20 protein-coding genes and 2 pseudogenes are annotated in these 23,650 nt (G+C 57.1%); 13 read left to right on the forward strand and 9 right to left on the reverse strand.

Features of this window, described 5'->3' with window-relative positions:
* Nucleotides 1–495, reverse strand: a pseudogene (locus FQK12_RS27730) (hypothetical protein); the annotation flags it as partial.
* Nucleotides 496–605: 110 nt separating this feature from the next.
* Here FQK12_RS27730 and tehA point away from each other — a divergent pair.
* Both tehA and tehB read left to right on the forward strand, forming a co-directional pair.
* A complete protein-coding gene (tehA, locus tag FQK12_RS21630) occupies nucleotides 606–1,604 on the forward strand; it encodes a dicarboxylate transporter/tellurite-resistance protein TehA (protein WP_014229215.1) in 999 nt (332 codons plus the stop codon).
* Nucleotides 1,605–1,606: 2 nt separating this feature from the next.
* Nucleotides 1,607–2,203, forward strand: a complete 597-nt coding sequence (gene tehB / locus FQK12_RS21635; protein ID WP_014229216.1) for a tellurite resistance methyltransferase TehB — start codon at nucleotides 1,607–1,609, stop codon at nucleotides 2,201–2,203.
* Here tehB and pepT read toward each other — a convergent pair.
* Complete coding sequence (pepT, locus tag FQK12_RS21640; protein ID WP_014229217.1) at nucleotides 2,200–3,429, reverse strand: peptidase T; 1,230 nt, start codon at nucleotides 3,427–3,429, stop codon at nucleotides 2,200–2,202. The genes tehB and pepT overlap by 4 nt on opposite strands.
* A 113-nt stretch (nucleotides 3,430–3,542) precedes the next feature.
* Between pepT and FQK12_RS21645 the strand changes: the two genes are divergently transcribed.
* Both FQK12_RS21645 and FQK12_RS21650 read left to right on the forward strand, forming a co-directional pair.
* Entirely contained in the window at nucleotides 3,543–5,135 is a 1,593-nt protein-coding gene (locus FQK12_RS21645) for an ABC transporter substrate-binding protein (protein WP_014229218.1), read from the forward strand.
* A 139-nt stretch (nucleotides 5,136–5,274) separates the two neighbouring features.
* Nucleotides 5,275–5,943, forward strand: coding sequence for a DUF3313 domain-containing protein (locus tag FQK12_RS21650; protein WP_014229219.1), 669 nt, complete (start codon nucleotides 5,275–5,277; stop codon nucleotides 5,941–5,943).
* Between the two features lie 75 nt (nucleotides 5,944–6,018).
* On the opposite strand, the gene FQK12_RS21655 is transcribed toward FQK12_RS21650, so the two are convergent.
* Nucleotides 6,019–6,936: a DMT family transporter gene (locus FQK12_RS21655; RefSeq protein WP_014229220.1), complete on the reverse strand. Its 918-nt coding sequence runs from the start codon at nucleotides 6,934–6,936 to the stop codon at nucleotides 6,019–6,021.
* A gap of 182 nt (nucleotides 6,937–7,118) precedes the next feature.
* Between FQK12_RS21655 and FQK12_RS21660 the strand changes: the two genes are divergently transcribed.
* Nucleotides 7,119–7,985 (forward strand): AraC family transcriptional regulator, encoded by an 867-nt coding sequence (locus FQK12_RS21660; RefSeq protein ID WP_014229221.1) that lies wholly within the window; start codon nucleotides 7,119–7,121, stop codon nucleotides 7,983–7,985.
* Here the strand turns inward: FQK12_RS21660 and FQK12_RS21665 are convergent.
* On the reverse strand, nucleotides 7,965–9,131 hold the full coding sequence (locus FQK12_RS21665) for a benzoate/H(+) symporter BenE family transporter (RefSeq protein WP_014229222.1): 1,167 nt from the start codon (nucleotides 9,129–9,131) through the stop codon (nucleotides 7,965–7,967). The genes FQK12_RS21660 and FQK12_RS21665 overlap by 21 nt on opposite strands.
* Before the next feature lie 179 nt (nucleotides 9,132–9,310).
* Between FQK12_RS21665 and FQK12_RS21670 the strand changes: the two are divergent.
* Together FQK12_RS21670 and FQK12_RS21675 are read left to right on the forward strand one after the other, a co-directional pair.
* Nucleotides 9,311–9,923, forward strand: a pseudogene (locus tag FQK12_RS21670) (helix-turn-helix domain-containing protein).
* A 166-nt stretch (nucleotides 9,924–10,089) separates the two neighbouring features.
* Entirely contained in the window at nucleotides 10,090–12,054 is a 1,965-nt protein-coding gene (locus FQK12_RS21675; protein WP_014229224.1) for a peptidase U32 family protein, read from the forward strand.
* An 11-nt stretch (nucleotides 12,055–12,065) separates the two neighbouring features.
* On the opposite strand, the gene FQK12_RS21680 is transcribed toward FQK12_RS21675, so the two are convergent.
* The 4 genes from FQK12_RS21680 to FQK12_RS21695 all read right to left on the reverse strand — a co-directional run bounded on the left by FQK12_RS21680 (nucleotide 12,066) and on the right by FQK12_RS21695 (nucleotide 15,001).
* Nucleotides 12,066–12,299, reverse strand: coding sequence for a DUF2554 family protein (locus FQK12_RS21680; RefSeq protein WP_014229225.1), 234 nt, complete (start codon nucleotides 12,297–12,299; stop codon nucleotides 12,066–12,068).
* 169 nt (nucleotides 12,300–12,468) lie between these two features.
* Entirely contained in the window at nucleotides 12,469–12,594 is a 126-nt protein-coding gene (locus tag FQK12_RS21685; RefSeq protein ID WP_014229226.1) for a DUF2474 domain-containing protein, read from the reverse strand.
* Nucleotides 12,594–13,604, reverse strand: coding sequence for a cytochrome d ubiquinol oxidase subunit II (cydB, locus tag FQK12_RS21690; RefSeq protein ID WP_014229227.1), 1,011 nt, complete (start codon nucleotides 13,602–13,604; stop codon nucleotides 12,594–12,596). The genes FQK12_RS21685 and cydB overlap by 1 nt, the downstream gene beginning before the upstream one ends.
* Nucleotides 13,604–15,001, reverse strand: coding sequence for a cytochrome ubiquinol oxidase subunit I (locus FQK12_RS21695; RefSeq protein ID WP_014229228.1), 1,398 nt, complete (start codon nucleotides 14,999–15,001; stop codon nucleotides 13,604–13,606). Before FQK12_RS21695 ends, cydB begins: the two co-directional genes overlap by 1 nt.
* Nucleotides 15,002–15,785: 784 nt before the next feature.
* Here FQK12_RS21695 and FQK12_RS21700 point away from each other — a divergent pair.
* From FQK12_RS21700 to patD, 6 genes are all read left to right on the forward strand, one after another.
* The gene (locus tag FQK12_RS21700) at nucleotides 15,786–17,198 is read left to right on the forward strand and encodes a PLP-dependent aminotransferase family protein (RefSeq protein WP_004850592.1); all 1,413 of its coding nucleotides are present in this window, start codon (nucleotides 15,786–15,788) and stop codon (nucleotides 17,196–17,198) included.
* A gap of 440 nt (nucleotides 17,199–17,638) precedes the next feature.
* On the forward strand, nucleotides 17,639–18,784 hold the full coding sequence (gene ydcS, locus FQK12_RS21710) for a putative ABC transporter substrate-binding protein YdcS (protein WP_014229230.1): 1,146 nt from the start codon (nucleotides 17,639–17,641) through the stop codon (nucleotides 18,782–18,784).
* Between the two features lie 19 nt (nucleotides 18,785–18,803).
* A complete protein-coding gene (locus tag FQK12_RS21715) occupies nucleotides 18,804–19,814 on the forward strand; it encodes an ABC transporter ATP-binding protein (protein WP_014229231.1) in 1,011 nt (336 codons plus the stop codon).
* A 1-nt stretch (nucleotide 19,815) separates the two neighbouring features.
* Entirely contained in the window at nucleotides 19,816–20,745 is a 930-nt protein-coding gene (locus FQK12_RS21720; RefSeq protein ID WP_014229232.1) for an ABC transporter permease, read from the forward strand.
* Nucleotides 20,735–21,541: an ABC transporter permease gene (locus FQK12_RS21725; RefSeq protein WP_014229233.1), complete on the forward strand. Its 807-nt coding sequence runs from the start codon at nucleotides 20,735–20,737 to the stop codon at nucleotides 21,539–21,541. The genes FQK12_RS21720 and FQK12_RS21725 overlap by 11 nt, the downstream gene beginning before the upstream one ends.
* 22 nt (nucleotides 21,542–21,563) lie before the next feature.
* Entirely contained in the window at nucleotides 21,564–22,991 is a 1,428-nt protein-coding gene (gene patD, locus FQK12_RS21730) for an aminobutyraldehyde dehydrogenase (protein WP_014229234.1), read from the forward strand.
* A 356-nt stretch (nucleotides 22,992–23,347) separates the two neighbouring features.
* Here patD and FQK12_RS21735 read toward each other — a convergent pair whose 3' ends face one another.
* Nucleotides 23,348–23,470, reverse strand: coding sequence for a small membrane protein (locus FQK12_RS21735; protein ID WP_014229235.1), 123 nt, complete (start codon nucleotides 23,468–23,470; stop codon nucleotides 23,348–23,350).
* Nucleotides 23,471–23,650 lie beyond the last annotated feature (180 nt).

Here is a 23,650-nt window from a genome sequence, read left to right on the forward strand (position 1 = left end):
GACGCGCGATGCGCTGACCGTTGCCCGCTGATAAATGCGCAGGATTTTATCGTTGTCGGCAGTCAGACCTTGAGCGGCAATAATTAAACAGTGGGGGAGGATCTGCGCATTGTCGGCCAGGTGGCAGCATCCGCGAATCTGCGAATGCGAAACGGTGACGTTGTCACTTATTCGCGCGCAGTGGCTTGCCTGCACGCTGTCCAGTCGCGCGTTATCGCTGACGATGGCGCCATGGCTGATAATGCACTCGCCGGTTAAGCGGGCATTGCCCTCGATTTTCGCACCGGCAAACACCGCGCTATTCGGGTCATAAATCCAGCACTCGCCTTCGTGGCTCAGGGCTGCTTCATTGTCCAGCCAGCCGCCTTCATCGCCGCTTTTCACGTCAGCGAAATCGCGTAAGGCGACAATTTGCCGCAGATTGACGCTATGTTTATTTCCGTCGGCTTCATAGTGAAACTGGCGAACCTTCTCGCTGAGGTAATATTTGCGCATCTGCCTTTCTCATTACATATGGTTAACATAAACATAGCAAAAAACGCCGTAGCGTGTTTTTGAAGGTTCCTTTAGAATGCAACTTAAGATAAATTGAAAATTTAAACAAAATGAATAAAGAGCAGCGCGTGAGCCGGGTGCTGAATCTCCCGGCGGGCTATTTTGGTATGGTTCTGGGCATTATCGGCATGGGCTTCGCCTGGCGCTACGCCAGCACGATCTGGCCGGTGAGCCGGACAATCGGCGACGGTCTGGTTATCGTGGCCACCCTCGTCTGGGCGCTGCTGGCGCTGGCGTTTATCAGCCGTGCAGTCCGTTTCCCGCACAGCGTACTGCAGGAGATGCGCCATCCGGTGGCCAGCAGTTTTGTCAGCCTGTTTCCGGCGACGACCATGCTGGTGGCCATCGGCTTTGTTCCCTGGCTGCGGCCGCTCTCGCTGGTGTTATTCGCGATTGGCGTAGTGCTGCAGCTAAGCTATGCGGCCTGGCAGAGCGCCGGGCTATGGCAGGGGAAGCATCCCAATGAGGCGACCACCCCGGGCCTCTATCTGCCGACGGTGGCGAATAACTTTATCAGCGCCATGGCCTGCGGCGCGCTGGGCTTTACCGACGCCGGACTGGTGTTTCTTGGCGCCGGCTTATTCTCCTGGCTTAGCCTTGAACCGGTGATTCTGCAGCGCCTGCGCAGCGACGGCGAACTGCCGATGGCCATGCGCACCGCCCTCGGCATTCAGCTGGCGCCGGCGCTGGTGGCGTGCAGCGCCTGGCTGAGCGTGAACGGCGGCGAGGCGGATACCTTCGCTAAGCTGCTGTTCGGCTATGGTCTGCTGCAGCTGCTGTTCATGCTGCGCCTGATGCCGTGGTACCTGCGTCAGCCGTTTAACGCCTCGTTCTGGAGCTTCTCGTTCGGCATCTCCGCGCTGGCGACCACCGGCCTGCATCTCGGTCATCAGCATCCGGACGGCTTTTTCCATACCCTTGCGCTCCCGCTGTTTCTCTTCACCAATCTGATCGTCGGGCTGCTGCTGATTCGTACCTTCCTGCTGCTGATGCGCGGTAAACTGCTGATTCGCGTTGAGCGCGACACATTATTAAAAAATAAGGATTAACCATGACGCTTCGTGACGAAAATTACTTCACCGATAAATACGGGATGACCCGCACCCACTCCGAGGTGCTGCACGCCGCCACCCTGATCGCGCCGGGCAAGGCGCTGGATCTGGGCTGCGGCAACGGGCGCAATAGCCTCTACCTCGCGGCCAACGGGTTTGATGTCACCGCGTGGGATAAAAATCCGGCCAGCATCGGCAATCTTGAGCGCATTCGTCAGGCGGAAGGGCTGGAGAATCTGCGGACGGCGATTAAGGACCTTAACGCCCTCAGCTTTGACGGCGAGTATGACTTTATTCTTTCGACCGTGGTGATGATGTTCCTCGACGCGAAGACCATCCCGGGTCTGATTGCTAACATGCAGCGCTGCACCAGACCCGGCGGCTACAATCTGATCGTTGCGGCTATGGATACCGACGATTATCCGTGCAGCGTCGGCTTCCCGTTCGCGTTTAAACCGGGAGAGCTGCGCAATAATTATGAAGGCTGGACGTTACTCAAATATAACGAAGACGTCGGTGAACTCCACCGCACCGACGCCAGCGGGAACCGGATTAAGCTGCGTTTCGCCACGATGCTGGCGCGCAAACCGGCTTAACGCGCCGCTAACAGGCAGAGCTGTAATGCGGTCTGATAAGAGGCCTCAAAGGCGCGCAGCGGCAGAAACTCAAATTTCGAGTGGAAGTTGTGCGCGCCGGTAAAGAAGTTGGGCGTTAATACGCCTTTTGCCGACAGGGCCGCGCCGTCGGTGCCGCCGCGCATCGGCGTCGGTTTCGGCGTAATGCCTAAGCTTTCCATCGCTTCGAACATCAGATCAACGGCGCGGCGGTCTTCGCCGATGGCATTGCTGATGTTGCTATAGGTATCGCTGATGTGAAATTCCACCTTTCCGGTCGGATACTGCGCGGCGATTTTCTGCGCCACCTCGCTAATTTGCTGCTTACGGCGATGAAAACTTTCGAGGTCGAAATCGCGAATGCTGGCCTGCAGCAGGGTGCTGTTCTGATCGCCCTGGATACCGTTAAACCAAACGTAGCCCTCGCGTCCGGCGGTATGCTCCGGCGTTTGCTGGCGATCGAAATGGCTCATGTAATCGGTGGCCATCAGCAGCGGGTTCACCAGCACGCCCTTTGATGACATGGGGTGAGCGGTCACGCCGGTAAAGCGAATCTCCGCCGCGGCGGCGTTAAAGTTTTCATAGACGATTTCGCCGAGCTCGCAGCAGTCGATGGTCCAGGCAAAATCGACGGCAAAGCGCGCGAGATCCAGCGCCTTCGCGCCGCGCAGGCCCACTTCTTCATCCGGCACAAACGCGACCACGATGTCGCCGTGGCGGTGTTCCGCCGTCAGGTTTTCCAGCACCGTCATCACCACCGTAACGGCGGACTTGTTATCCGCCCCGAGCACGCTGGTGCCGTCGCTGAAAATAATCTCTTCATTGGGATAAGCGAGGATTTCCGGATGTTCCGCAACGCGCAGCCAGATATCTTTATCCCTGTTCAAACAGAGATCTTCACCAGTAAAACGCAGAATTTGTGGATGAATATCCGGCGACAAACCGACGTCAACGGTATCGATGTGGGTAATAAAGCCAATCCGCGGCGCGCCTGCGACGTTGCCTTTTTTCACCGCCGTGACGGTGGCGTGCTCGTCAATCACAATCTCATCCAGCCCCAGCTGGCGTAGCTCATCCGCAAGGGCCTGCGCCATCGCGTGTTGCCCGGCGGTGGTAGGCAGCGTCGTGGCTCGCGGGTCGCTTTGGCTGGTTATCGCCAGGTAGCGAAAGAAGCGTTGGGTTAATTGACTGGCCAGGGCTGATGACATAGTGATTCCTTCTTTATTCGAGTTTTCAGGTGTTTGCAATCAGGCTTTAGTGTTATGTATGAAAGGGAAAACAACAAGCTATTCATTAGCTGACAAATTAAAAAGGAAAACCTATGCAACGCAGATTCACGACGCTTGCTCTGGCGTTAGCGGCCCTGACGGCCAGCTCGGCCATTAGCGCAAAAACGCTGGTCTACTGTTCAGAAGGATCGCCGGAAAACTTTAACCCGCAACTCTACACCTCCGGGACCAGCGTGGACGCCAGCGCGGTGCCGGTCTATAACCGACTGGTCGATTTCAAAGCCGGCACCACAGAACTGGTGCCGAGCCTCGCCGAAAGCTGGGAAGTCAGCGAAGATGGGAAAGTTTATACTTTTCATTTACGCAAAGGCGTTAAATTCCAGAGTAATAAATATTTTAAACCCAGCCGCGATTTTAATGCCGACGACGTTATTTTTTCGTTTATGCGGCAAAAAGATCCTCACCATCCTTATCATAATATCTCCAGCGGCAATTACTCCAATTTTGAAAGCCTCGAATTTGGCCAGTTAATTACCGCGATTGATAAGCCTGATGAATATACGGTGCGTTTCACGCTGGCCCATGCCGAAGCGCCCTTTGTGGCCGATCTTGCCTGGTATTTCGCTTCTATTTTATCGGCGGAATATGCCGATGCGATGCTAAAAGCCGGCACGCCAGAGCGCGTGGATATGGACCCGATTGGTACCGGACCTTTCAAACTCGCGCAATATCAAAAAGATTCCCGAATTCTTTTCACCGCGTTCCCGGAATACTGGCAGGGGAAGGCGCATATCGATCGTCTCATTTTTAGTATCACGCCGGACGCCTCGGTGCGCTACGCCAAACTGGAGAAAAACGAGTGCCAGGTGATGCCGTTCCCCAATCCGGCCGACCTGCCGCGAATGAAAGAGAACAACGCGATCAACCTGATGAGCAAAGCGGGCCTTAACACCGGTTTCCTGGCGTTTAACACCCAAAAAGCGCCGCTGGACAACGTTAAGGTGCGTCAGGCCTTAGCGATGGCGATCAATAAACCGGCGATCATTGAAGCGGTGTTCCACGGTACCGGTACGGCGGCGAAAAACCTGCTGCCGCCGGGCGTATGGAGCGCGGATAGCCAGCTGAAGGATTATGACTACGACCCGCAGAAAGCCAAAGCGCTGCTGGCGGAATCGGGGGTTGCGGGGCCAATTACCATCGATCTGTGGGCGATGCCGGTGCAGCGACCCTATAACCCGAACGCCAAACGCATGGCCGAAATGATCCAGGCCGACTGGGCGAAAATTGGCGTGCAAACGAAAATCACAACCTATGAGTGGGGTGAATACTTAAAGCGGGTGAAGGATGGCGAACATCAGGCGGCGCTGATGGGCTGGACGACCGCGACCGGCGACCCGGATAACTTCTTCGGCCCACTCTTTACCTGCCAGTCGGCGAACGGCGGGTCAAACTCGGCAAAATGGTGCTATCAGCCGTTTGATAAAATTATCGCCGAGGCAAAATCGATAACCGATCGCCAAAAACGCGAAGCGCTCTATCGCCAGGCGCAGCAGATGATGCATGACCAGATGCCGGCAGTCATGATTGCCCACTCGACAATATTTGAACCGGTGCGTAAAAACGTGTCAGGCTACGAAATAGACCCCTTTGGCAAGCATATTTTTTATCAGGTTGATATCAGATAAACAGCCAATCACGGCCCGCCGGCAACGGCGGGTTTATTTTTTCCAGCTACTTGACGTAGCACCGCTTTTGCCACAAAACTTACCCCTGTTATTTGCTATAACTCTTGCCGATAAATGGTATTCACAGGGATTAACCTATATGCGTACTCCGTTATTTTTTAAAGTCGCTGCGCTTGCTGGCCTGTTAGCATTGGCCGGTTGCTCATCCAAAATCGCTAAGCCGGAACAATATTCGGGATTTTTAAAAGATTACTCTAACTTAAAAGAAACCACCTCGGCGTCCGGCAAACCGGAACTGCGCTGGATTTCGCCGGATTACAATCCGAGCAACTATGACAATATCGTCTATAACCCGATCACCTATTACCCGGTACCAAAACCCACCACCCAGGTGGGCGAGAAGGCGCTCAGGGATATCCTGAATTACACCAATAAAGAGATGAAACAGGCTATTTCCGAGCGTAAACCGCTGGCAACCACCCCGGGCAAGCGCAGCCTGATCTTCCGCGGCGCCATCACCGGCGTGGATTCCAGCAAAGAAGGGCTGCAGTTCTACGAAGTGATTCCGGTGGCGATGATTATCGCCGGTACGCAGGCGGCAACGGGCCACCGTACCATGGACACCAACCTGTTTTTTGAAGGGGAGCTGATTGATGCGGCGACCAAAAAGCCGGTTATCAAAGTGGTCCGTAAGGGCGAAGGTAAAAACCTGTCCAACGAAAATACGCCGCTCACCGTCGAGACCCTGAAGCAGGTCATTGATGATATGGCGATTGACGCGGTGAAATTCGACCCCAATAACCGTTAATCAGGCGTATCCGTTAATCAAGGCGCTAGTGGTTGATAGCGCCTTTTTCATTTCCCCTCGACGGTAGCGCGAGCGTCAGCAGCGATCCGAGCGAACCCAGGCCAGCCTGCGCCGCAGCAGCCACTGCTCCGGGCGAGCGAACATTACCAGATTTCCGACCAGGATCAGCGCCAGTCCGGCCACGGCGCTACTGTGCCAGACGTAACCTTCATAAAAAGTCGAAATAGTCAGCGCGACGAGTGGAAACAGCAGGGTGCTGTATGCCGCTTTACCCGCGCCGATTCGCCCCACCAGCGTAAAATAGGCGCCAAAGGCAATCACCGAGCCAAACACGGCGAGATACAGTAGCGCGCCCATATAGCTGAGGGTCCACTGCGGCGCGAAATTATCACCGCGAACCAGCGCGATCGCGCCCATGACCAGGGTGCCGTAAAGCATGGCCCAGCTGTTGGTGGTCAACGTCTCCAGACCGCGGCGCTGGTGGCGGATGCTGAGCATATTGCCGAGCGAAAATCCAAAGGTGCCCAATGCGCTGAGGGCAATACCCAGCAGGAGCGAGGCGTTCAGGCCGCTGGCCCATAAATCATCCCAGAATAGCGTCACGATCCCCGCCAGCCCCAGCGCGGCGGCCAGCCAGAAACGGCCCGGAGGCTGCTGGCGATAGAAGAGAAAGCTATTGATCGCGTTAAACAACACCGCCATGGAGAAGATCACCGACTCCAGCCCGGTATTGATATACGCGGCGGCGGTATAGAAACACCAGAAATTAAAGCAGAAAACGCAGCAGCCCTGTAGCAGGCAAAAGAGATGGTCGCGCGCGGCCAGCGGGCGCAGGCGGCGGGTAACCAGCAGAATGGTCAACATCGCGACGCTGGCGACGGCGAAGCGCCAGAAAATAGACACCGGCGCGGCAACCGGCCCCTGCTGCAAAAAGATAGCAATCCAGGTGGTGCCCCAGATAACCACGACCAACCCGTAGAGTAATGCGTTCAAAATGTCTCTCCTGTGAGTGTTGTACCGGTCATTGTGCGGCCTGGGCGAATTCGGCGCTGTCATCAGCTTGTCGCCGACTTGCAAATTCTTGCGCTTATTTTTCATTAGCGGCGGGGGAATGCTGGTATCTGCCGGCGACTCTTCTTAGACTAGCGATCTGCGGAATCTGAACTGTGAAGGCTATGGCTTACGGGACTTTCGAAACATTGCGTCAAAAAAATGCCGTGCTGCGGGGGACGGTGAACCTCAACTCCGGTATTCAGCTGGCGGCGTGGTATAACAATCTTGATACCATCACGGTACAAAGCGACCACCATACCCTGAGCCTCTATATTGCCGATGGCTACGAAAGCTACCAAAAAACCCCCCACGGCTGGAAAAACGGCGGCGGGCCGGATCGTTTTTGCCTGATGCCGAAAGGCGATGAGAGCACCTGGGATATCCGCGGCGATCTCTCTTTTGTGCATCTTTACTGCACCGATGAACACCTGCGCCGGGTAGGCGAGCAGATTTGGGACCGCAGCCCGGCCTCGTTCACGCTGCAGGAGAAAACGTTTTCCAGCGATGACAAAATCACCGCCGTCTACCGCCAGTTTCTCCTCGACAACGACTGGCAGCAGCAGGCGAATCAGCTGACGTTGAGTTCGGCCAGCACGCTGCTGCTCACCCACCTGATTCAGCACTATTCGAACGTTCAGTGGCGTTTACCGACCGTGACCGGCGGGCTGGCGCCGCACGTCTTGCGCAATCTGCTGGCATGGATTGAGGAGAACCTCGACCAGCCGCTCACTCTTGCCGATCTGGCGCAGGAAGCGGCGTTAAGCGAATACCATTTTGCGCGGATGTTTCGCCAGTCGATGAAGATGGCGCCGCATCAGTACGTTATGCAGCGCCGGATGGTTAAAGCGCAGGCGCTGATTAGCCAGAGTCGGCTGCCGTTAACCGATATCGCCATGGCCTGCGGTTTTAGCAGCGCCAGCCACTTCAGCAACCGGGTGAAAAGCGCCACCGGCCTGACGCCCTCGCAGCTACGCGCGGCGCAGCGTTGACAGCAAAACGTAGCTGACGCCGCCGAGAACCAGCCCCCAAAACGCTGAGCCGATACCGGCCAGCGTCACGCCGCTGGCGGTGACCAGAAACGTTACTACCGCCGCATCGCGCTCACTCTCATGATTCAATGCCTGAAACAGGCTGCCGCCGATGGTACCGAGCAGCGCCAGCCCGGCAAGCATCTGGACCCACGCTATCGGCAGCGCCGACATCAACGAGGTGATTGAGCCGCCAAATATCCCCGCCAGCAGATAAAACACGCCCGCCGCCGCCGCCGCGAGCCAGCGTTTTTGCGGGTCCGGATGGGCTTCCGGGCTCTGGCAAATCGCGGCCGTAATGGCGGCGATGCAGATCGAGTAGACCCCGAAAGGCGACAGCAGCAGCGCCAGGCCGCCGGTGGCGACAATAAGCGTTGAAGCGGGGACCCGATAGCCCGAGGCCTGGAGGGTGGCGAAGCCGGGGGCGTTTTGCGACGCCATGGTGACGAGGAAAAACGGTATACCGACGCTGATCAACAGCGCTGGCGTAAATTCAGGGGCGATCCAGGAAGGGGCGACAACGCTGAAGCTTATTTGTGACGTTGTCACTTCTCCGCTCAATCCGGCCACCGCGCTTCCTGTCAGCAGGGCGGCGACAACCGCGAAGCGGGGAAGCCAGGCTTTGCACAGTAACCATACGGCTAACATACTGCCGCATAACAGCAGATTAGCCTGCAGGCTGGCGAAAGCCTGCATGCCAAAGCGCAGCAATATGCCGGCCAGCATCGCCGCCGCCAGCGAATGGGGAATAATCTTCATCAGCCGGGCAAATATGCCAGTGATGCCGCAAAGCACGATTAAGGCATTGGCAAAAATAAAGACGCCAACCGCCTGGGAGAGCGTGACCCCCTGCAGGCCGCTGACCAGCAGCGCCGCGCCGGGCGTTGACCAGGCCGTCAGGATGGGCACCTTTCGCCATACGGTGAGGGCCAGGGTGCTGATGCCCATTCCCAGACCTAAGGCGGTCATCCAGCCGGCGATTTGCGCAGCATCGGCGCCTGCCGCCGCCGCTGCCTGCCAGATAATGGCGGCAGAGCTGGCATAGCCGACCAGCACGGCGACGAAGCCGGCGAGCAGACTCGGAAAAGGGAGAGTGAAAGAGCGCATGGGAGTGCCTTGTGCGTTATAACGGTCGGTATAATGTAGCATTGTGCGTTATAGCGCACAACTGGCTTTTCGGCAACGCCAGACCCGGATAGCGGAGCCCGGGCGAGCGCTATTCGTCAATTCCCTGTAGAATCAGGTGAATGTGCGTATAATTCCTTCAGATATTATTGGGAGGTTGAATGGATATTGCGCAACACCTGTCGGCAACGTTAAAAACGCTGCGCCAGCAGCGCGGCTGGAGCCTGTCGCGCCTGGCGGAAGAGACCGGCGTGTCGAAGGCCATGCTGGGCCAGATTGAACGCAACGAATCCAGCCCGACGGTAGCGACGTTATGGAAAATCGCCACCGGGCTTAACGTGCCGTTTTCCGCCTTTATCGTTGCCGATGAGGCCGGTGAACCGACGGCATTTGATCCCCAGCAGCAGGCCATGGTGGTCACGCCGCTATTCCCTTGGGACCCGGTGCTGCGCTTCGATCACTTCTCCATCACCCTGGCCCCGGGCGCGCTGAGTGAGTCAACGCCGCATGAGCAAGGGGTTATCGAACATGTGGTGGTGATTAGCGGCGTGCTGGATCTTTGCCTGCAGGACAGCTGGCAATCGCTGCAGCCAGGGGAAGGGCGGCGTTTCGCCGGCGATTTAGCGCACGCCTATCGCAATAGCGGTGGGCAGACTGCCCATTTTCATTCGCTGATCCACTACCCGAAATAAAAAAGCCGCGAGTAAACTCGCGGCCAGGCAAATGACTGAGACAACAAATCACAACGTGACGAGGAAAATCCGGAATACGTGATGACTCTATCCTCAGGCACTTTTTCTGGGAAATATCTTTTCCTTCAATGCTTTGCTAAAAACTGCAAATTCCTTCCGCGGCGGCGATGGAAAATGTTTTGGTCTGCGCCAGGTTCTGACTACAATAGCCGCCATTTCGACCCCCTATAATGGATAACGACGAGCGTATGCGCCTGCAAAACCATCATCTTGAACTACTGAGTCCTGCCCGCGATGCCGGGATCGCCCGTGAAGCGATTTTACACGGCGCGGATGCGGTCTACATCGGCGGGCCGGGCTTTGGCGCGCGCCACAACGCCAGCAACAGCCTGAGCGATATCGCCGGTCTGGTACCGTTTGCCCATCGCTACGGCGCGAAAGTGTTCGTGACCCTGAACACCATTCTTCATGATGATGAGCTGGAACCGGCGCAGCGCCTGATAACCGACCTGTATGAAACCGGCGTCGACGCGCTGATTGTCCAGGATATGGGGGTCATGGAGCTGGATATTCCGCCGATTGAGCTGCACGCCAGCACCCAGTGCGATATCCGCAGCGTTGAGAAAGCGAAATTTCTCTCCGACGTCGGCTTCAGCCAAATCGTGCTCGCCCGCGAGCTGAATCTTCAGCAGATCAAAGCGATTTACGATAACACCGACGCGACCATTGAGTTCTTCATCCACGGCGCGCTGTGCGTGGCCTATTCCGGCCAGTGCAATATTTCCCATGCTCAGACCGGGCGCAGCGCCAACCGCGGCGACTGCTCGCAGGCCTGCCGTCTGCCCTATACCCTGAAAGATGACCAGGGCCGCGTGGTGGCGTATGAAAAGCACCTGCTGTCGATGAAAGACAACGATCAGACCGCCAACCTGGCCGCGCTGATCGATGCCGGGGTTCGTTCCTTCAAGATTGAAGGCCGCTACAAAGATATGAGCTATGTGAAGAACATCACCGCGCACTATCGCCAGATGCTCGACGCCATTATTGACGATCGCGGCGACCTGGCCCGCGCCTCGGCGGGGCGTACCGAACACTTCTTTGTTCCGTCAACGGATAAGACCTTCCATCGCGGCAGCACCGACTATTTTGTCAACACGCGCAAAGGTGATATTGGCGCGTTTGACTCGCCAAAGTTTATTGGTCTGCCGGTGGGGGAAGTCCTGAAAGTCGGTAAAGACTTTCTCGACGTTGAGGTGAGCGAAATGCTGACCAACGGCGACGGCCTCAACGTGATGATCAAACGTGAAATCGTCGGCTTTCGCGCCAACACGGTGGAAAAAACCGGCGAAAACCGCTATCGCGTATGGCCGAACGAGATGCCCGCGGATTTACACAAAGTGCGTCCGCACCAGCCGTTAAACCGCAACCTCGATCATAACTGGCAGCAGGCGCTGCTGAAAACCTCCAGCGAGCGCCGCATCGCCGTCGATATCGAACTGAGCGGCTGGCAGGAGCAGCTGGTCCTGACGATGACCAGCGAAGAGGGCGTGAGCGTCACCCACACGCTGGACGGCGAGTTTGCCGAGGCGACCCAGGCGGAGAAAGCGCTGGCGAACCTGCGCGATGGCGTGGCGAAGCTCGGCCAGACCCTTTACTATTCGCGCAACGTTGAGATTAACCTGCCCGGCGCGCTGTTCGTGCCAAACAGCCTGCTGAACCAGCTGCGCCGTGAAACAGCGGAAATGCTTGATGATGCGCGTCTGAAGGCCGTGGTGCGCGGCAGCCGCAAGCCGGTTTCGGTGCCGCCGCCGGTCTATCCGGAAACGCATCTGTCGTTTCTGGCTAACGTCTACAACCACAAAGCGCGCGAGTTTTATCAACGCTACGGCGTGCAGCTGATCGACGCCGCCTATGAAGCTCATGAAGAGAAGGGCGACGTGCCGGTCATGATTACCAAGCACTGCCTGCGCTTTGCCTTCAACCTGTGTCCGAAACAGGCCAAAGGTTCGATTAAAAGCTGGAAAGCGACGCCAATGCAGCTGATCCACGGCGATGAAGTGCTGACGCTGAAATTTGACTGCCGCCCATGCGAAATGCACGTGGTCGGTAAGATAAAAAACCATATCCTGAAAATGCCGCTGCCGGGCAGCATCGTGGCGTCCGTGAGTCCCGATGAGCTGATGAAAACCCTACCGAAACGCAAGGGCGCCTGATAACGAAATCGCTACTGGTAGTGATGCATTTTTGGTTTCCGCGCATTCTGCCAGTGGTGCTGCTCGCGCAGGTCGGAGGCGGCGTCTTCCGCCTGGCTGCGCAGCTCGTCGCTATCGGCTTCGTGCTGTAACTGCTGTTCGAGACTCTGTACCGGGAAGAAATCGTGTCCGTGCTGGCGGGCCAGCACGTGCCCGGAAAACAGGGCGCACGCCAGCAGTAATGTTGAAATGCTTCTTCTGAACATCTCTTTTTCCATGCTATCGGCGAATGAGGCTACTATGCCAGGGGCTGGGTGAGCTTATTACGTCGGTTGTCAAAGAAGAGAAAAGGCTTTGTCAGCATCGCCTGACGGATGGCGAAAAAAAGCCCGATGGTGTCGCCATCGGGCCGAATAACATAACGTGACGGGCGGATCAGGCCTTCAGCCCGGCGGCCGTCATCAGCAGCCGAAATCCCATGCTTACCGCCGCCAGCGCCAGCACGCTGCCTCCCCACAGGACCATCATCCATAACGTGCGCTTAAGCCATACTCGTTGCATCAGTGATACCCCTCGCCGTGTTGAACTTTGCCGCGAAAAACGTAGTAGCTCCAGAAGGTGTAGCCGAGGATCACCGGCAGAATAAGCAGCGCGCCAACCAGCATAAAGCCCTGGCTTTGCGGCGGCGCGGCGGCCTGCCAGAGGGTGATGCCCGGTGGAATAATATACGGCCAGATACTGATTCCCAGCCCGCTAAAGCCGAGAAAGATCAGCCCCAGCGTGAGGACAAACGGCAGCAGGTGGCTGGTGCTGTTGCGCAGCGCTCGCCACAGCCAGGCGCTTATCGCCGCGACCAGCAGCGGTACCGGCAGCAGGAAGAAGAGATTTGGCAAGCTAAACCAGCGCTCGGCGATGGCCGTCTGCGCCAGCGGGGTCCAGATGCTGATGGCGACAATTACCGCCAGCAGCGCCAGCAGCAAACCGCGCGCGGTCACGCGCATATTGCGGTGGAGCGCATTCTCGCTCTTCATCACCAGCCAGCTGGCGCCCAGCAGCGCATACGCAATGCACAGTCCCAGGCCGCAGAACAGGGTAAACGGCGTAAACCAGTCAAACACCCCGCCGCTGAAACTGCGGCCGCTGACCGCGAAGCCGTTGATCACCGCGCCGACAACCATCCCCTGGGTGAAGGTGGCCAGAATCGAACCGCCCATAAAGGCGCGATCCCAGAACGGGCGGTGCGATGGCGTCGCGTTAAAGCGGAATTCAAAAGCGACGCCGCGGAAAATAAGCCCGATCAGCATCAGGGTGAGGGGGATCGCCAGCGCATCGATAATTACCGCATAGGCCAGTGGAAAAGCGCCAAACAGCCCCGCGCCGCCGAGCACCAGCCAGGTCTCGTTGCCATCCCAGACCGGCGCGACGCTGTTCACCATGACGTCGCGATCCGCCGCGTCCCGCGTGGTACTGAATAAAATGCCAATGCCCAGGTCGAAGCCGTCCATCACGATATACATCAGGGTGGCGAAGACGATGATGACAAACCAAATAACCGATAAATCGATACCCATTACCAGGACTCCTTCTGCTGTACATGGTCCGTTGCGGCGGAAAGCGGGCGGGCAGGCGTACCGGCGCCAGGCGGCTGAGCGTCCTGCGGCCCTTTGCGAATCAGACGCAGCATATAGCTATAACCGACGCCGAATACCGAAGCGTAGACGACGATAAACGTCAGCAGACTGATGGACATATGCAGGTCACCGTGAGCGGAGACGGCATCTGCGGTACGCTGTACGCCGTAGACGACCCACGGCTGGCGGCCCACCTCGGTGGTCACCCAGCCCGCGAGGATAGCGATAAGCCCCGATGGCCCCATCCATAGCGCAAAGCGTAAAAAGGGTCGGGAGTGATAGAGGCGACCGCGATAGCGCAGCCACAGGGCCAGCGCGCCGAGCAGGATCATCAGCATGCCGAGGCCGGCCATCAGACGGAAGGACCAGAACACGATGGTGGCGTTAGGGCGATCTTCCGCCGCGAACTCTTTCAGCGCGGGAACCTGTTTATCCAGGCTGTGGGTGAGGATCAGGCTGCCGAGGGCCGGGATTTCCAGACCATAGCGCGTCCGTTCCTGCTGCATATCCGGCCAGCCGAACAGCAGCAGCGGGGTGGGTTCTCCGGGGATATTCTCCCAGTGACCCTCGATAGCGGCGATTTTCGCCGGCTGGTGCTTGAGCGTATTCAGCCCGTGCATATCGCCAATCATGGCCTGAACCGGGGCGACAATCAGCGTCATCCACAGGGCCATGGAGAACATCGCGCGAACGGCGGGCGTGTTGTTTCCGCGCAGCAGGTGCCAGGCTGCCGATGCGCCGACGAACAGCGCGCTGCTGAGAAAGGCCGCCACCGACATATGCAGCAGGCGGTAGGGAAACGACGGGTTAAAGATAACCGCGAACCAGTCCACCGGCACCACCTGGCCATTGACGATCTCAAACCCCTGCGGCGTTTGCATCCAGCTATTGGACGCGAGGATCCAGAAAGTGGAGATTATCGTCCCCAGCGCCACCATGCAGGTGGCGAAGAAGTGCAGGCCCGGCCCGACGCGGTTCCAGCCGAACAGCATGACGCCGAGGAATCCGGCTTCAAGGAAGAAGGCGGTCAGAACTTCGTAGGTCAGCAGCGGGCCGGTAATGCTCCCGGCAAACTCGGAGAATCCGCTCCAGTTGGTACCAAACTGGTAGGCCATGACCAGACCTGAGACCACCCCCATGCCGAAGTTGACGGCGAAGATTTTCGACCAGAAGTGGTAGAGCGAGCGCCAGGTCGGGTTTTTGGTTTTTAACCATAAGCCTTCGAGAACCGCCAGGTAGCTGGCTAACCCGATGGTGATGGCGGGGAAGATGATATGAAATGACACGGTGAAGGCGAACTGGATCCGCGCCAGGTGGAATGCATCAAGACCGAACATGCAAAACTCCGCAATAAAATTGATTCAGCGCAATTCTAGGCCTCCACCATGGCGGATAGCAGGAACAGAAACCCTGTTTTTATCTATAACAGTTGTCGATTTGAGCTTCTGTTTTTTGTGATAAATCCTATTTTTCTAAAATCAAGCTATTTCACACCCGCAGATAGTATGTTATTTTAATTTGACGTTAGCGCTGCAAGCCAGTAATTAAACGTTCCTTTGGGTAAGCGATGTTTATATTTTAAATTTAAGTATAAATATCCTGAATAATTCATAAGTTGTGTATCAATCCTATAATAAAATAATTGACCGTTTTTACCGCGCGCACGTACGCCTTCATTAACGCTGGTTTCGTGTGCTGTGGATTTTAATCTGGGATTTTAACTCAGCGTGATTTGAGCGCTGAGTTAAGGATATGTTTAATACATACCCGTAATCTTATGGGTTGTTATTGGATAGTGTATTTATTGATTATATTTTACAGAGGATGTGATTGTGTCGACTAATGGACTTCGTAGTTTGTGTACTGTTTTGTTAATTATGACTTTTTTCTGGATACTGGTTGTTAGTGGGATGGTTATGCTATTTTAAATAATAGCTTATCGTTTAATCACTTGAGTTTATTCTGCATCAGGTGGATATATGAGCAATAAACGAATGGCTTAGCTGTAAGTAATTCGTGCTATCGCCAATGCCAATCTTTGTAAATAGGTCAGTATATAAATACTGGCCTATTTTATAAACTGATATACAATTGTGCTGACATTTTCTTGCGGATTGTTATATGAAAAAGTACCAGCAGCTGGCGCAGCAGATTACCGAACAGATTGGCCTTGGGGTGTGGTTACCCGGCGACCGGCTGCCCTCACTGCGGGAACAGGTGGTCAGCAGCGGGATGAGTTTCATGACCGTCAGTCACGCCTACCAGCTGCTGGAAAGCCAGGGCCGGATCATTGCCCGCCCGCAGTCCGGCTATTATGTCGCGCCGCAGCCGATCAAACAGCGCCAGCCTGAGCCGCCCGCCCAGGTGACGCGCGATGAGTCCGTTGATATCAACACCTACATTTTCGAGGTGCTGCAGGCCAGCCGTCAGGCGTCCATGCTGCCCTTTGCCTCCGCTTTTCCCGATCCGCGCCTGTTTCCACTGCCGCAGCTTAACCGCTCTCTGGCGCAGGTCAGCAAAACCGCCACCGCCATGAGCGTGATTGAAAACCTGCCGCCGGGGAATGATGAACTCCGCCATGCCATTGCCCGCCGCTACGCGCTGCAGGGAATGAATATCTCGCCGGATGAAATCGTCATCACCGCCGGAGCGCTGGAGGCGTTGAACCTTAGCCTGCAGGCCGTCACTGAACCGGGCGATTGGGTCGTTGTGGAAAACCCCTGCTTCTACGGGGCGCTGCAGGCGCTGGAAAGGCTGCGCCTGAAGGCGCTGTCGGTGGCGACCGATGTCAAAGAGGGCATTGACCTCGACGCGCTGGAGCAGGCGTTGCAGAATTACCCGGTTAAAGCCTGCTGGCTGATGACCAACGGGCAAAACCCGCTCGGCTTTACCCTCAGCGCGGAGAAAAAAACGCAGCTGGTCGCGCTGCTGGCGCGCTACAAGGTGATGCTGATTGAAGATGATGTTTACAGCGAGCTCTATTTCGGCCGCGAGAAACCGCTGCCGGCAAAGTACTGGGATCGCGACGATATGACGCTGCACTGCAGCTCTTTTTCCAAGTGCCTGGTCCCCGGGTTCCGTATTGGCTGGGTGGCGGCGGGCAGGCACGCCCGACGCATTCAGCAGCTACAGCTGATGAGCACGCTCTCAACCAGTTCACCCATGCAGCTGGCGCTGGTGGATTACCTTTCGACCAAGCGCTATGACGCCCATTTGCGGCGTTTGCGCCGCCAGCTTGCCGAGCGCAAGCAGCTGGCCTGGCAGGCGCTGCTGCGCCATCTGCCCGCGGAGGTGAAAATCCATCATAGCGACAGCGGCTATTTTCTCTGGCTCGAGCTCCCCGCCGGGAGCGACGCGGGGGAGCTGAGCGCCCGCGCGCTGGCGTATAATATCAGCATTGCGCCGGGGAAAATGTTCTCCACCTCCGCCAGCTGGACCGCATTTTTTCGCTTTAATACCGCGTGGGGCTGGGGCGAAAGAGAGGAGCAGGGGGTTAAGCGGCTGGGCGAACTGATTCGCGAGATGCTGGCGTAGCTGGGATGGCGGTCCGCTTGCCCGGGCAGGGGAAGTTTAGTGGCGCCCGGGCAAGCGCAGAATATCCCTGACCGGTCCGGCCGCCACCCGGCAAAAAACCGCGGCGGCAGAGAAAACGGTTTTTTCATTTATCCGGTTTTTTTATATCCAGCGGTTATCCCTTTCCTTAAAAATATGCCGCTGACGCAGGCTGAATATCATGCCCGTTATTATTGTTCCGCGGTAAACCATATGAAATTTGCATAGTCATATTAACTCGCTAACCGCTTGTCTATAATCCGCAAAGTTAGCCCGTGTCGCACGTTTTGTGCGTAATGCGCCCCTTGTCACAACCTGAATAAATTTCCCCGGGAGGCCATAGCGCGCCGTCTACTGTTATTAAGGGAGATATTTTTACGGCATGGCTGCCGCTCATTTTCTTGTGACAGGAGTAAGACCCGATGAGCAAAAAAATTGCCCGTGGCAGCCTTTGCGTGCTGGGTATGGTATGCCTGACGGCGCAGGCCGCCGAGCCGCCGACATCTCTCGATAAAGGCGAAGGCCGTCTCGATATTATCGCCTGGCCGGGATATATCGAACGGGGACAGACCGATAAAAGCTACGACTGGGTAACCCAGTTTGAAAAAGAATCCGGCTGTCAGGTCAACGTCAAAACCGCCGCCACGTCCGACGAGATGGTCAGCCTGATGGCGAAAGGCGGTTATGACCTGGTCACCGCGTCCGGCGACGCCTCGCTGCGCCTGATTATGGGCAAGCGCGTGCAGCCGATTGACACCGCGCTGATCGGTAACTGGAAGTCCCTCGACCCGCGCGTGGAAAATGGCGCGTGGTTCAACGTCAACGGTAAGGTTTACGGCACTCCCTACCAGTGGGGGCCGAACCTGCTAATGTACAACACGAAAACCTTCCCGACGCCGCCGGACAGCTGGAGCGTGGTGTTCGTCAAACAAAACCTGCCGGACGGTAAAACCAACCTTGGCCGCGTGCAGGCCTATGACGGGCCGATTTATATTGCCGATGCCGCGCTGTTCGTCAAAGCCACCCAGCCGCAGCTGGGCATCAGTGACCCCTATCAGCTTACCGAAGCGCAATATCAGGCGGTACTCAAGGTGCTGCGCGATCAGCACGCCCTGATTCATCGCTACTGGCACGATACCACCGTACAGATGAGCGATTTTAAAAACGAAGGCGTCGTGGCCTCCAGCGCCTGGCCCTATCAGGCCAACGGTCTGAAGGCGGAAGGTCAGCCGATTGCGACCGTTTTCCCGAAAGAGGGCGTCACCGGCTGGGCGGACACCACCATGCTGCATAGCGACGCGAAACACCCGGTTTGCGCCTATAAATGGATGAACTGGTCGCTGACGCCGAAAGTGCAGGGGGATGTCGCGGCCTGGTTTGGTTCGCTACCGGTGGTACCCGAGGGGTGCAAAGCCAGCGCGCTGCTGGGGGACAAAGGCTGCGAGACCAATGGTTACAACGAATTTGCCAAAATCGCGTTCTGGAAAACGCCGGTAGCGGAAGGCGGGAAATTTGTTCCCTATAGCCGCTGGACCCAGGATTACATTGCGATTATGGGCGGTCGTTAAGTCGCCGGAGGCGAAGAACATGCACGCGGTAGAGTTCGATAATGTTTCGCGGCTGTACGGCGACGTGCGGGCGGTGGACGGCGTCAGCATCGCCATTCGCGATGGCGAATTTTTCTCCATGCTGGGGCCCTCCGGCTCCGGCAAAACCACCTGCCTGCGCCTGATTGCCGGGTTTGAACAGCTTTCGGGCGGCGCCATTCGCATTTTTGGTAAAGCGGCCAGCGAACTGCCGCCGTGGCAGCGCGACGTGAATACGGTGTTCCAGGATTACGCGCTGTTTCCTCATATGTCGGTCCTTGATAACGTCGCCTACGGGCTGATGGTCAAAGGCGTCGGTAAGAAAGCGCGGCATGCCCGCGCGCTGGAGGCGCTGGAGAAGGTCGCGCTCGCGTTTGTCCACGCGCGCAGGCCATCGCAGCTTTCCGGCGGCCAGCGCCAGCGGGTGGCGATCGCCCGCGCGCTGGTGAATCAGCCGCGCGTCCTGCTGCTGGATGAGCCGCTCGGGGCGCTGGATTTAAAACTGCGTGAACAGATGCAGCTGGAGCTAAAGAAACTGCAGCAGGCGCTGGGCATTACCTTTATTTTTGTGACCCACGATCAGGGCGAAGCCCTGTCGATGTCCGATCGCGTGGCGGTGTTTAATAATGGGCGAATCGAACAGGTTGATGCGCCCCAGGACCTCTATTTGCGGCCTAAAACGGCGTTTGTGGCCGGCTTTGTCGGCACCGCCAACGTATTCAGCAGCGAGCAGGCGCACAAGCTGTGCGCGATGGCGGGAACGTGGTCGCTGCGCCCGGAACATATCCGGCTGAACGTTGCCGGGGAGATCCAGACGGAGGGCGTTGTGCAGGCGGTGCAGTATCAGGGGGCCGCGACCCGCGTCGAACTCAAGCTGGCGAATGGCGAGAAGCTGTTGGTGAGCCAGGCGAATAGTGATGGCCATGCCGCGCTAAACGCGCCGCCGGTAGGGCAAACGGTGCTGGCTTCGTGGTCGCGAGCGGCGATGGTGCCGCTGGAGAGCGGAGGCTGATATGACGATGGCGATTCCGTCCGCCACCACCGGGCGCGTATCCGCGCTGTTCTGGCGTAAACCCTCGCTGGCCCTGTTTTTGCTTCTGCTTGGCCCGCTCATGTGGTTTGGCATTGTCTATCTGGGATCGTTGCTGACCCTGCTATGGCAAAGCTTCTACACCTTCGACGATTTCACCATGTCGGTCACTCACGACCTGACGCTGGCCAATCTGCAGGCGCTGTTTAACCCGGCGAACTACGACATCATTATCCGTACCCTGACGATGGCGCTGTCGGTGACCGTCGCCAGCGCGATTCTGGCCTTGCCTATGGCCTGGTACATGGCCCGATATACCCGGGGCAAGATGAAGGCGTTTTTCTACATCGCCGTGATGCTGCCGATGTGGGCAAGCTATATCGTCAAAGCCTATGCATGGACGCTGCTGTTGGCGAAAGATGGCGTTGCACAGTGGTTCCTGCGCCATCTTGGCCTGGAAAGCGTACTGAGCATGGTGCTGACGATCCCGGCGGTCGGCGGCAATACGCTATCGACGTCCGGACTGGGGCGCTTCCTGGTGTTCGTCTATATCTGGCTGCCGTTTATGATCCTGCCGGTGCAGGCCGCGCTGGAACGCCTGCCGCCATCATTGCTTCAGGCCTCCGCCGATCTGGGCGCTCGTCCGCGCCAGACCTTCCGCTACGTGGTGCTGCCGCTGGCGATTCCCGGCATTGCCGCAGGCTCGATTTTTACCTTCTCCCTGACGCTCGGCGATTTTATCGTTCCGCAGCTGGTGGGGCCGCCGGGGTTCTTTATCGGCAATATGGTCTATTCCCAGCAGGGGGCGATTGGCAATATGCCCATGGCGGCGGCGTTTACCCTGGTGCCCATCGTGCTGGTTGCCCTTTATCTGGCGTTTGTGAAACGTCTGGGAGCGTTTGATGCACTCTGAACGCGCACCGCTGCTCCTGAAAGTGGCAACCTGGGGAGGGGTGATCTTTCTCCATTTCCCGCTGCTGATTATCGCGCTCTATGCGTTTAATACCGAAGACGCCGCCTTCAGCTTTCCGCCACAGGGCCTGACGCTACGCTGGTTTAGCGAAGCAGCGGGGCGCGGGGATATTATCGATTCCGTGACGTTGTCACTTAAAATCGCCGCGCTCTCCACCGCTATCGCTCTGCTACTTGGCACGCTGGCTGCAGGTGCGCTATGGCGCAGCACGTTTTTTGGCAAGAACGCCGTCTCGCTACTGCTGCTGTTGCCGATAGCACTACCCGGCATTATCACCGGACTGGCGCTGCTCACTGCCTTCAAGGCCGTCAATCTGGAACCCGGATTGCTGACGATCGTCGTGGGGCATGCGACGTTCTGCGTCGTTGTGGTGTTTAACAACGTCATTGCCCGCTTTCGCCGGACCTCCTGGAGCCTGGTGGAGGCGTCGATGGACTTAGGCGCCACGGGCTGGCAAACCTTTCGCTATGTGGTGTTGCCCAATTTGGGTTCGGCGCTGCTGGCGGGAGGTATGCTGGCGTTTGCCCTGTCGTTTGATGAAATTATCGTCACCACGTTCACCGCCGGGCACGAGCGCACGCTGCCGCTCTGGCTGCTCAATCAGCTCGGACGCCCGCGCGATGTCCCGGTGACCAACGTGGTTGCGCTGCTGGTGATGCTGGTGACGATGATGCCGATTCTGGGGGCCTGGTGGCTCACCCGTGACGGCGACGTCAGCGCTGAAAACGGAAAATAAAATATCGATACAGGATAATGCTATGCAAAATAACCTTTTGATTAACGGTAAGTTAGTGGCTGGAGAAGGCGAGACCGTGCCGGTGTTTAATCCCGCCACCGGTGACGAGATCCTGTCGATTGCTGAGGCCACGGCGGCGCAGGTAGACGCTGCGGTTGAGGCCGCGGATCGGGCCTTTGTTAGCTGGAGTCAGACCACGCCGAAGTTCCGCGCCGAATGTCTGTTGTCGCTGGCGGACGTGATTACTGAACATGCGCAGGCGCTGGCTGAGCTTGAATCGCTCAACTGCGGTAAGCCGCTGCACTGCGTGGTCAACGATGAGCTACCGGCGGTCGCCGATGTCTTCCGCTTCTTTGCCGGCGCGGCCCGCTGTCTGCCGGGCATGGCGGCGGGTGAGTATCTCGAAGGCCACACCTCCATGATTCGCCGCGACCCGGTTGGCGTGGTGGCCTCCATCGCGCCCTGGAACTACCCGCTGATGATGGCGGCATGGAAGCTGGCCCCGGCGCTGGCGGCAGGCAACTGCGTGGTGATCAAACCCTCGGAGATCACCCCTTTAACGGCACTCAAACTGGGTGAGCTGGCAAAAGACGTTTTCCCGGCCGGGGTGCTTAACGTGCTGTTTGGCCGCGGCGCAACGGTCGGCGATCCGCTGACCGCTCACGAGAAGGTCCGCATGGTGTCGTTGACCGGTTCGATCGCCACCGGCGCGCATATCATCGGCCATACCGCATCGTCGATTAAACGTACGCATATGGAACTGGGCGGGAAAGCGCCGGTTATCGTCTTTGATGACGCGGATATCGACGCGGTGGTGGAGGGCGTACGGACCTTTGGATTCTATAACGCAGGCCAGGACTGTACCGCCGCCTGCCGGATTTACGCCCAGGCCGGAGTTTATGACCAGCTGGTGGAAAAACTCGGCGCCGCGGTCGCCAGCCTGAAGATGGGCCCGCCGGAAGACGAAACGACCGAGCTGGGGCCGCTGAGCTCGCAGGCGCATCTGGACAGAGTCTGCGCCGCAGTCGATGCCGCCAGCGCGCTACCGCATATTCAGGTGGTCACCGGCGGCAGCAAAGCGCCAGGCAACGGTTACTATTATCAGCCGACGCTGCTGGCGGGAGCGAAGCAGGAAGATGCGATTGTCCAGCGCGAGGTCTTCGGCCCGGTTGTCAGTATTACCTCATTTCATGACGAAGAGCAGGCGCTGAGCTGGGCCAACGATTCGCAGTATGGTCTGGCTTCGTCGGTCTGGACCAGGGACGTCGGCAGGGCGCATCGCCTGAGCGCGCGTCTGCAGTATGGCTGCACCTGGGTTAACACCCATTTCATGCTGGTGAGCGAAATGCCGCACGGCGGGCAGAAGCTTTCGGGCTACGGCAAGGATATGTCGATGTACGGTCTGGAGGATTACACCACGATCCGGCACGTCATGATTAAGCACGGATAGGACGCGTTCGTGATAATCGCGAAGCGGACTGATTACCCTGCTAATAGTTAGTTATAGCAAAAAAAGCTAAAACGGAAGCGCTGCTTTATGAGAATATTCTCATGCCCCTTCAAGAGCTAAGCCATGATGAGTGCCGGAGATAAGCGCCGGATGGGGCTGGTACCCCCCAGGGTGCAGGATGCACCCTTAACGGGACACTGCAACGATTGATAATGATTCGTAAGCCCCTGCATGATATGCAGGGGCTTTTTGTTGTACGGTCGCTGCGGGTTTGTTACTGCTAGTGCGCCTGATATCGTAGCGTCATCAATTTATTACGTATGAGGTCATCTGGTTTTTCGAAAATGATTATCAGACTAACGTTTTGTTTTTTTGCTCGGTAAATTCGCCTGGCGACGTTCGCGAACATAGGAAAAAAGATTATAAATTGCAGCAATGAGTAAAATAAGCGCCACAATGAGAAGGGCGATTCCTGACATGTACCACCTCAAAAATAAATGAGTAAAAAACAAGCTTCGCATAACTTGTGATTATGAATGTATGATTTTGTGCTAAATAACGCAAATGATATTTCTTATCATTTAAAACCTGGCGGGGATGTCTGGCTGTCTGCTGTCGTTGTAATCTATTGATGTATAAATAATTTCTAATTATGGGGT

Origin of the sequence: Klebsiella sp. ME-303, from assembly GCF_007910085.1 — a bacterium.
Classification (GTDB): Bacteria; Pseudomonadota; Gammaproteobacteria; order Enterobacterales; family Enterobacteriaceae; genus Klebsiella; species Klebsiella michiganensis.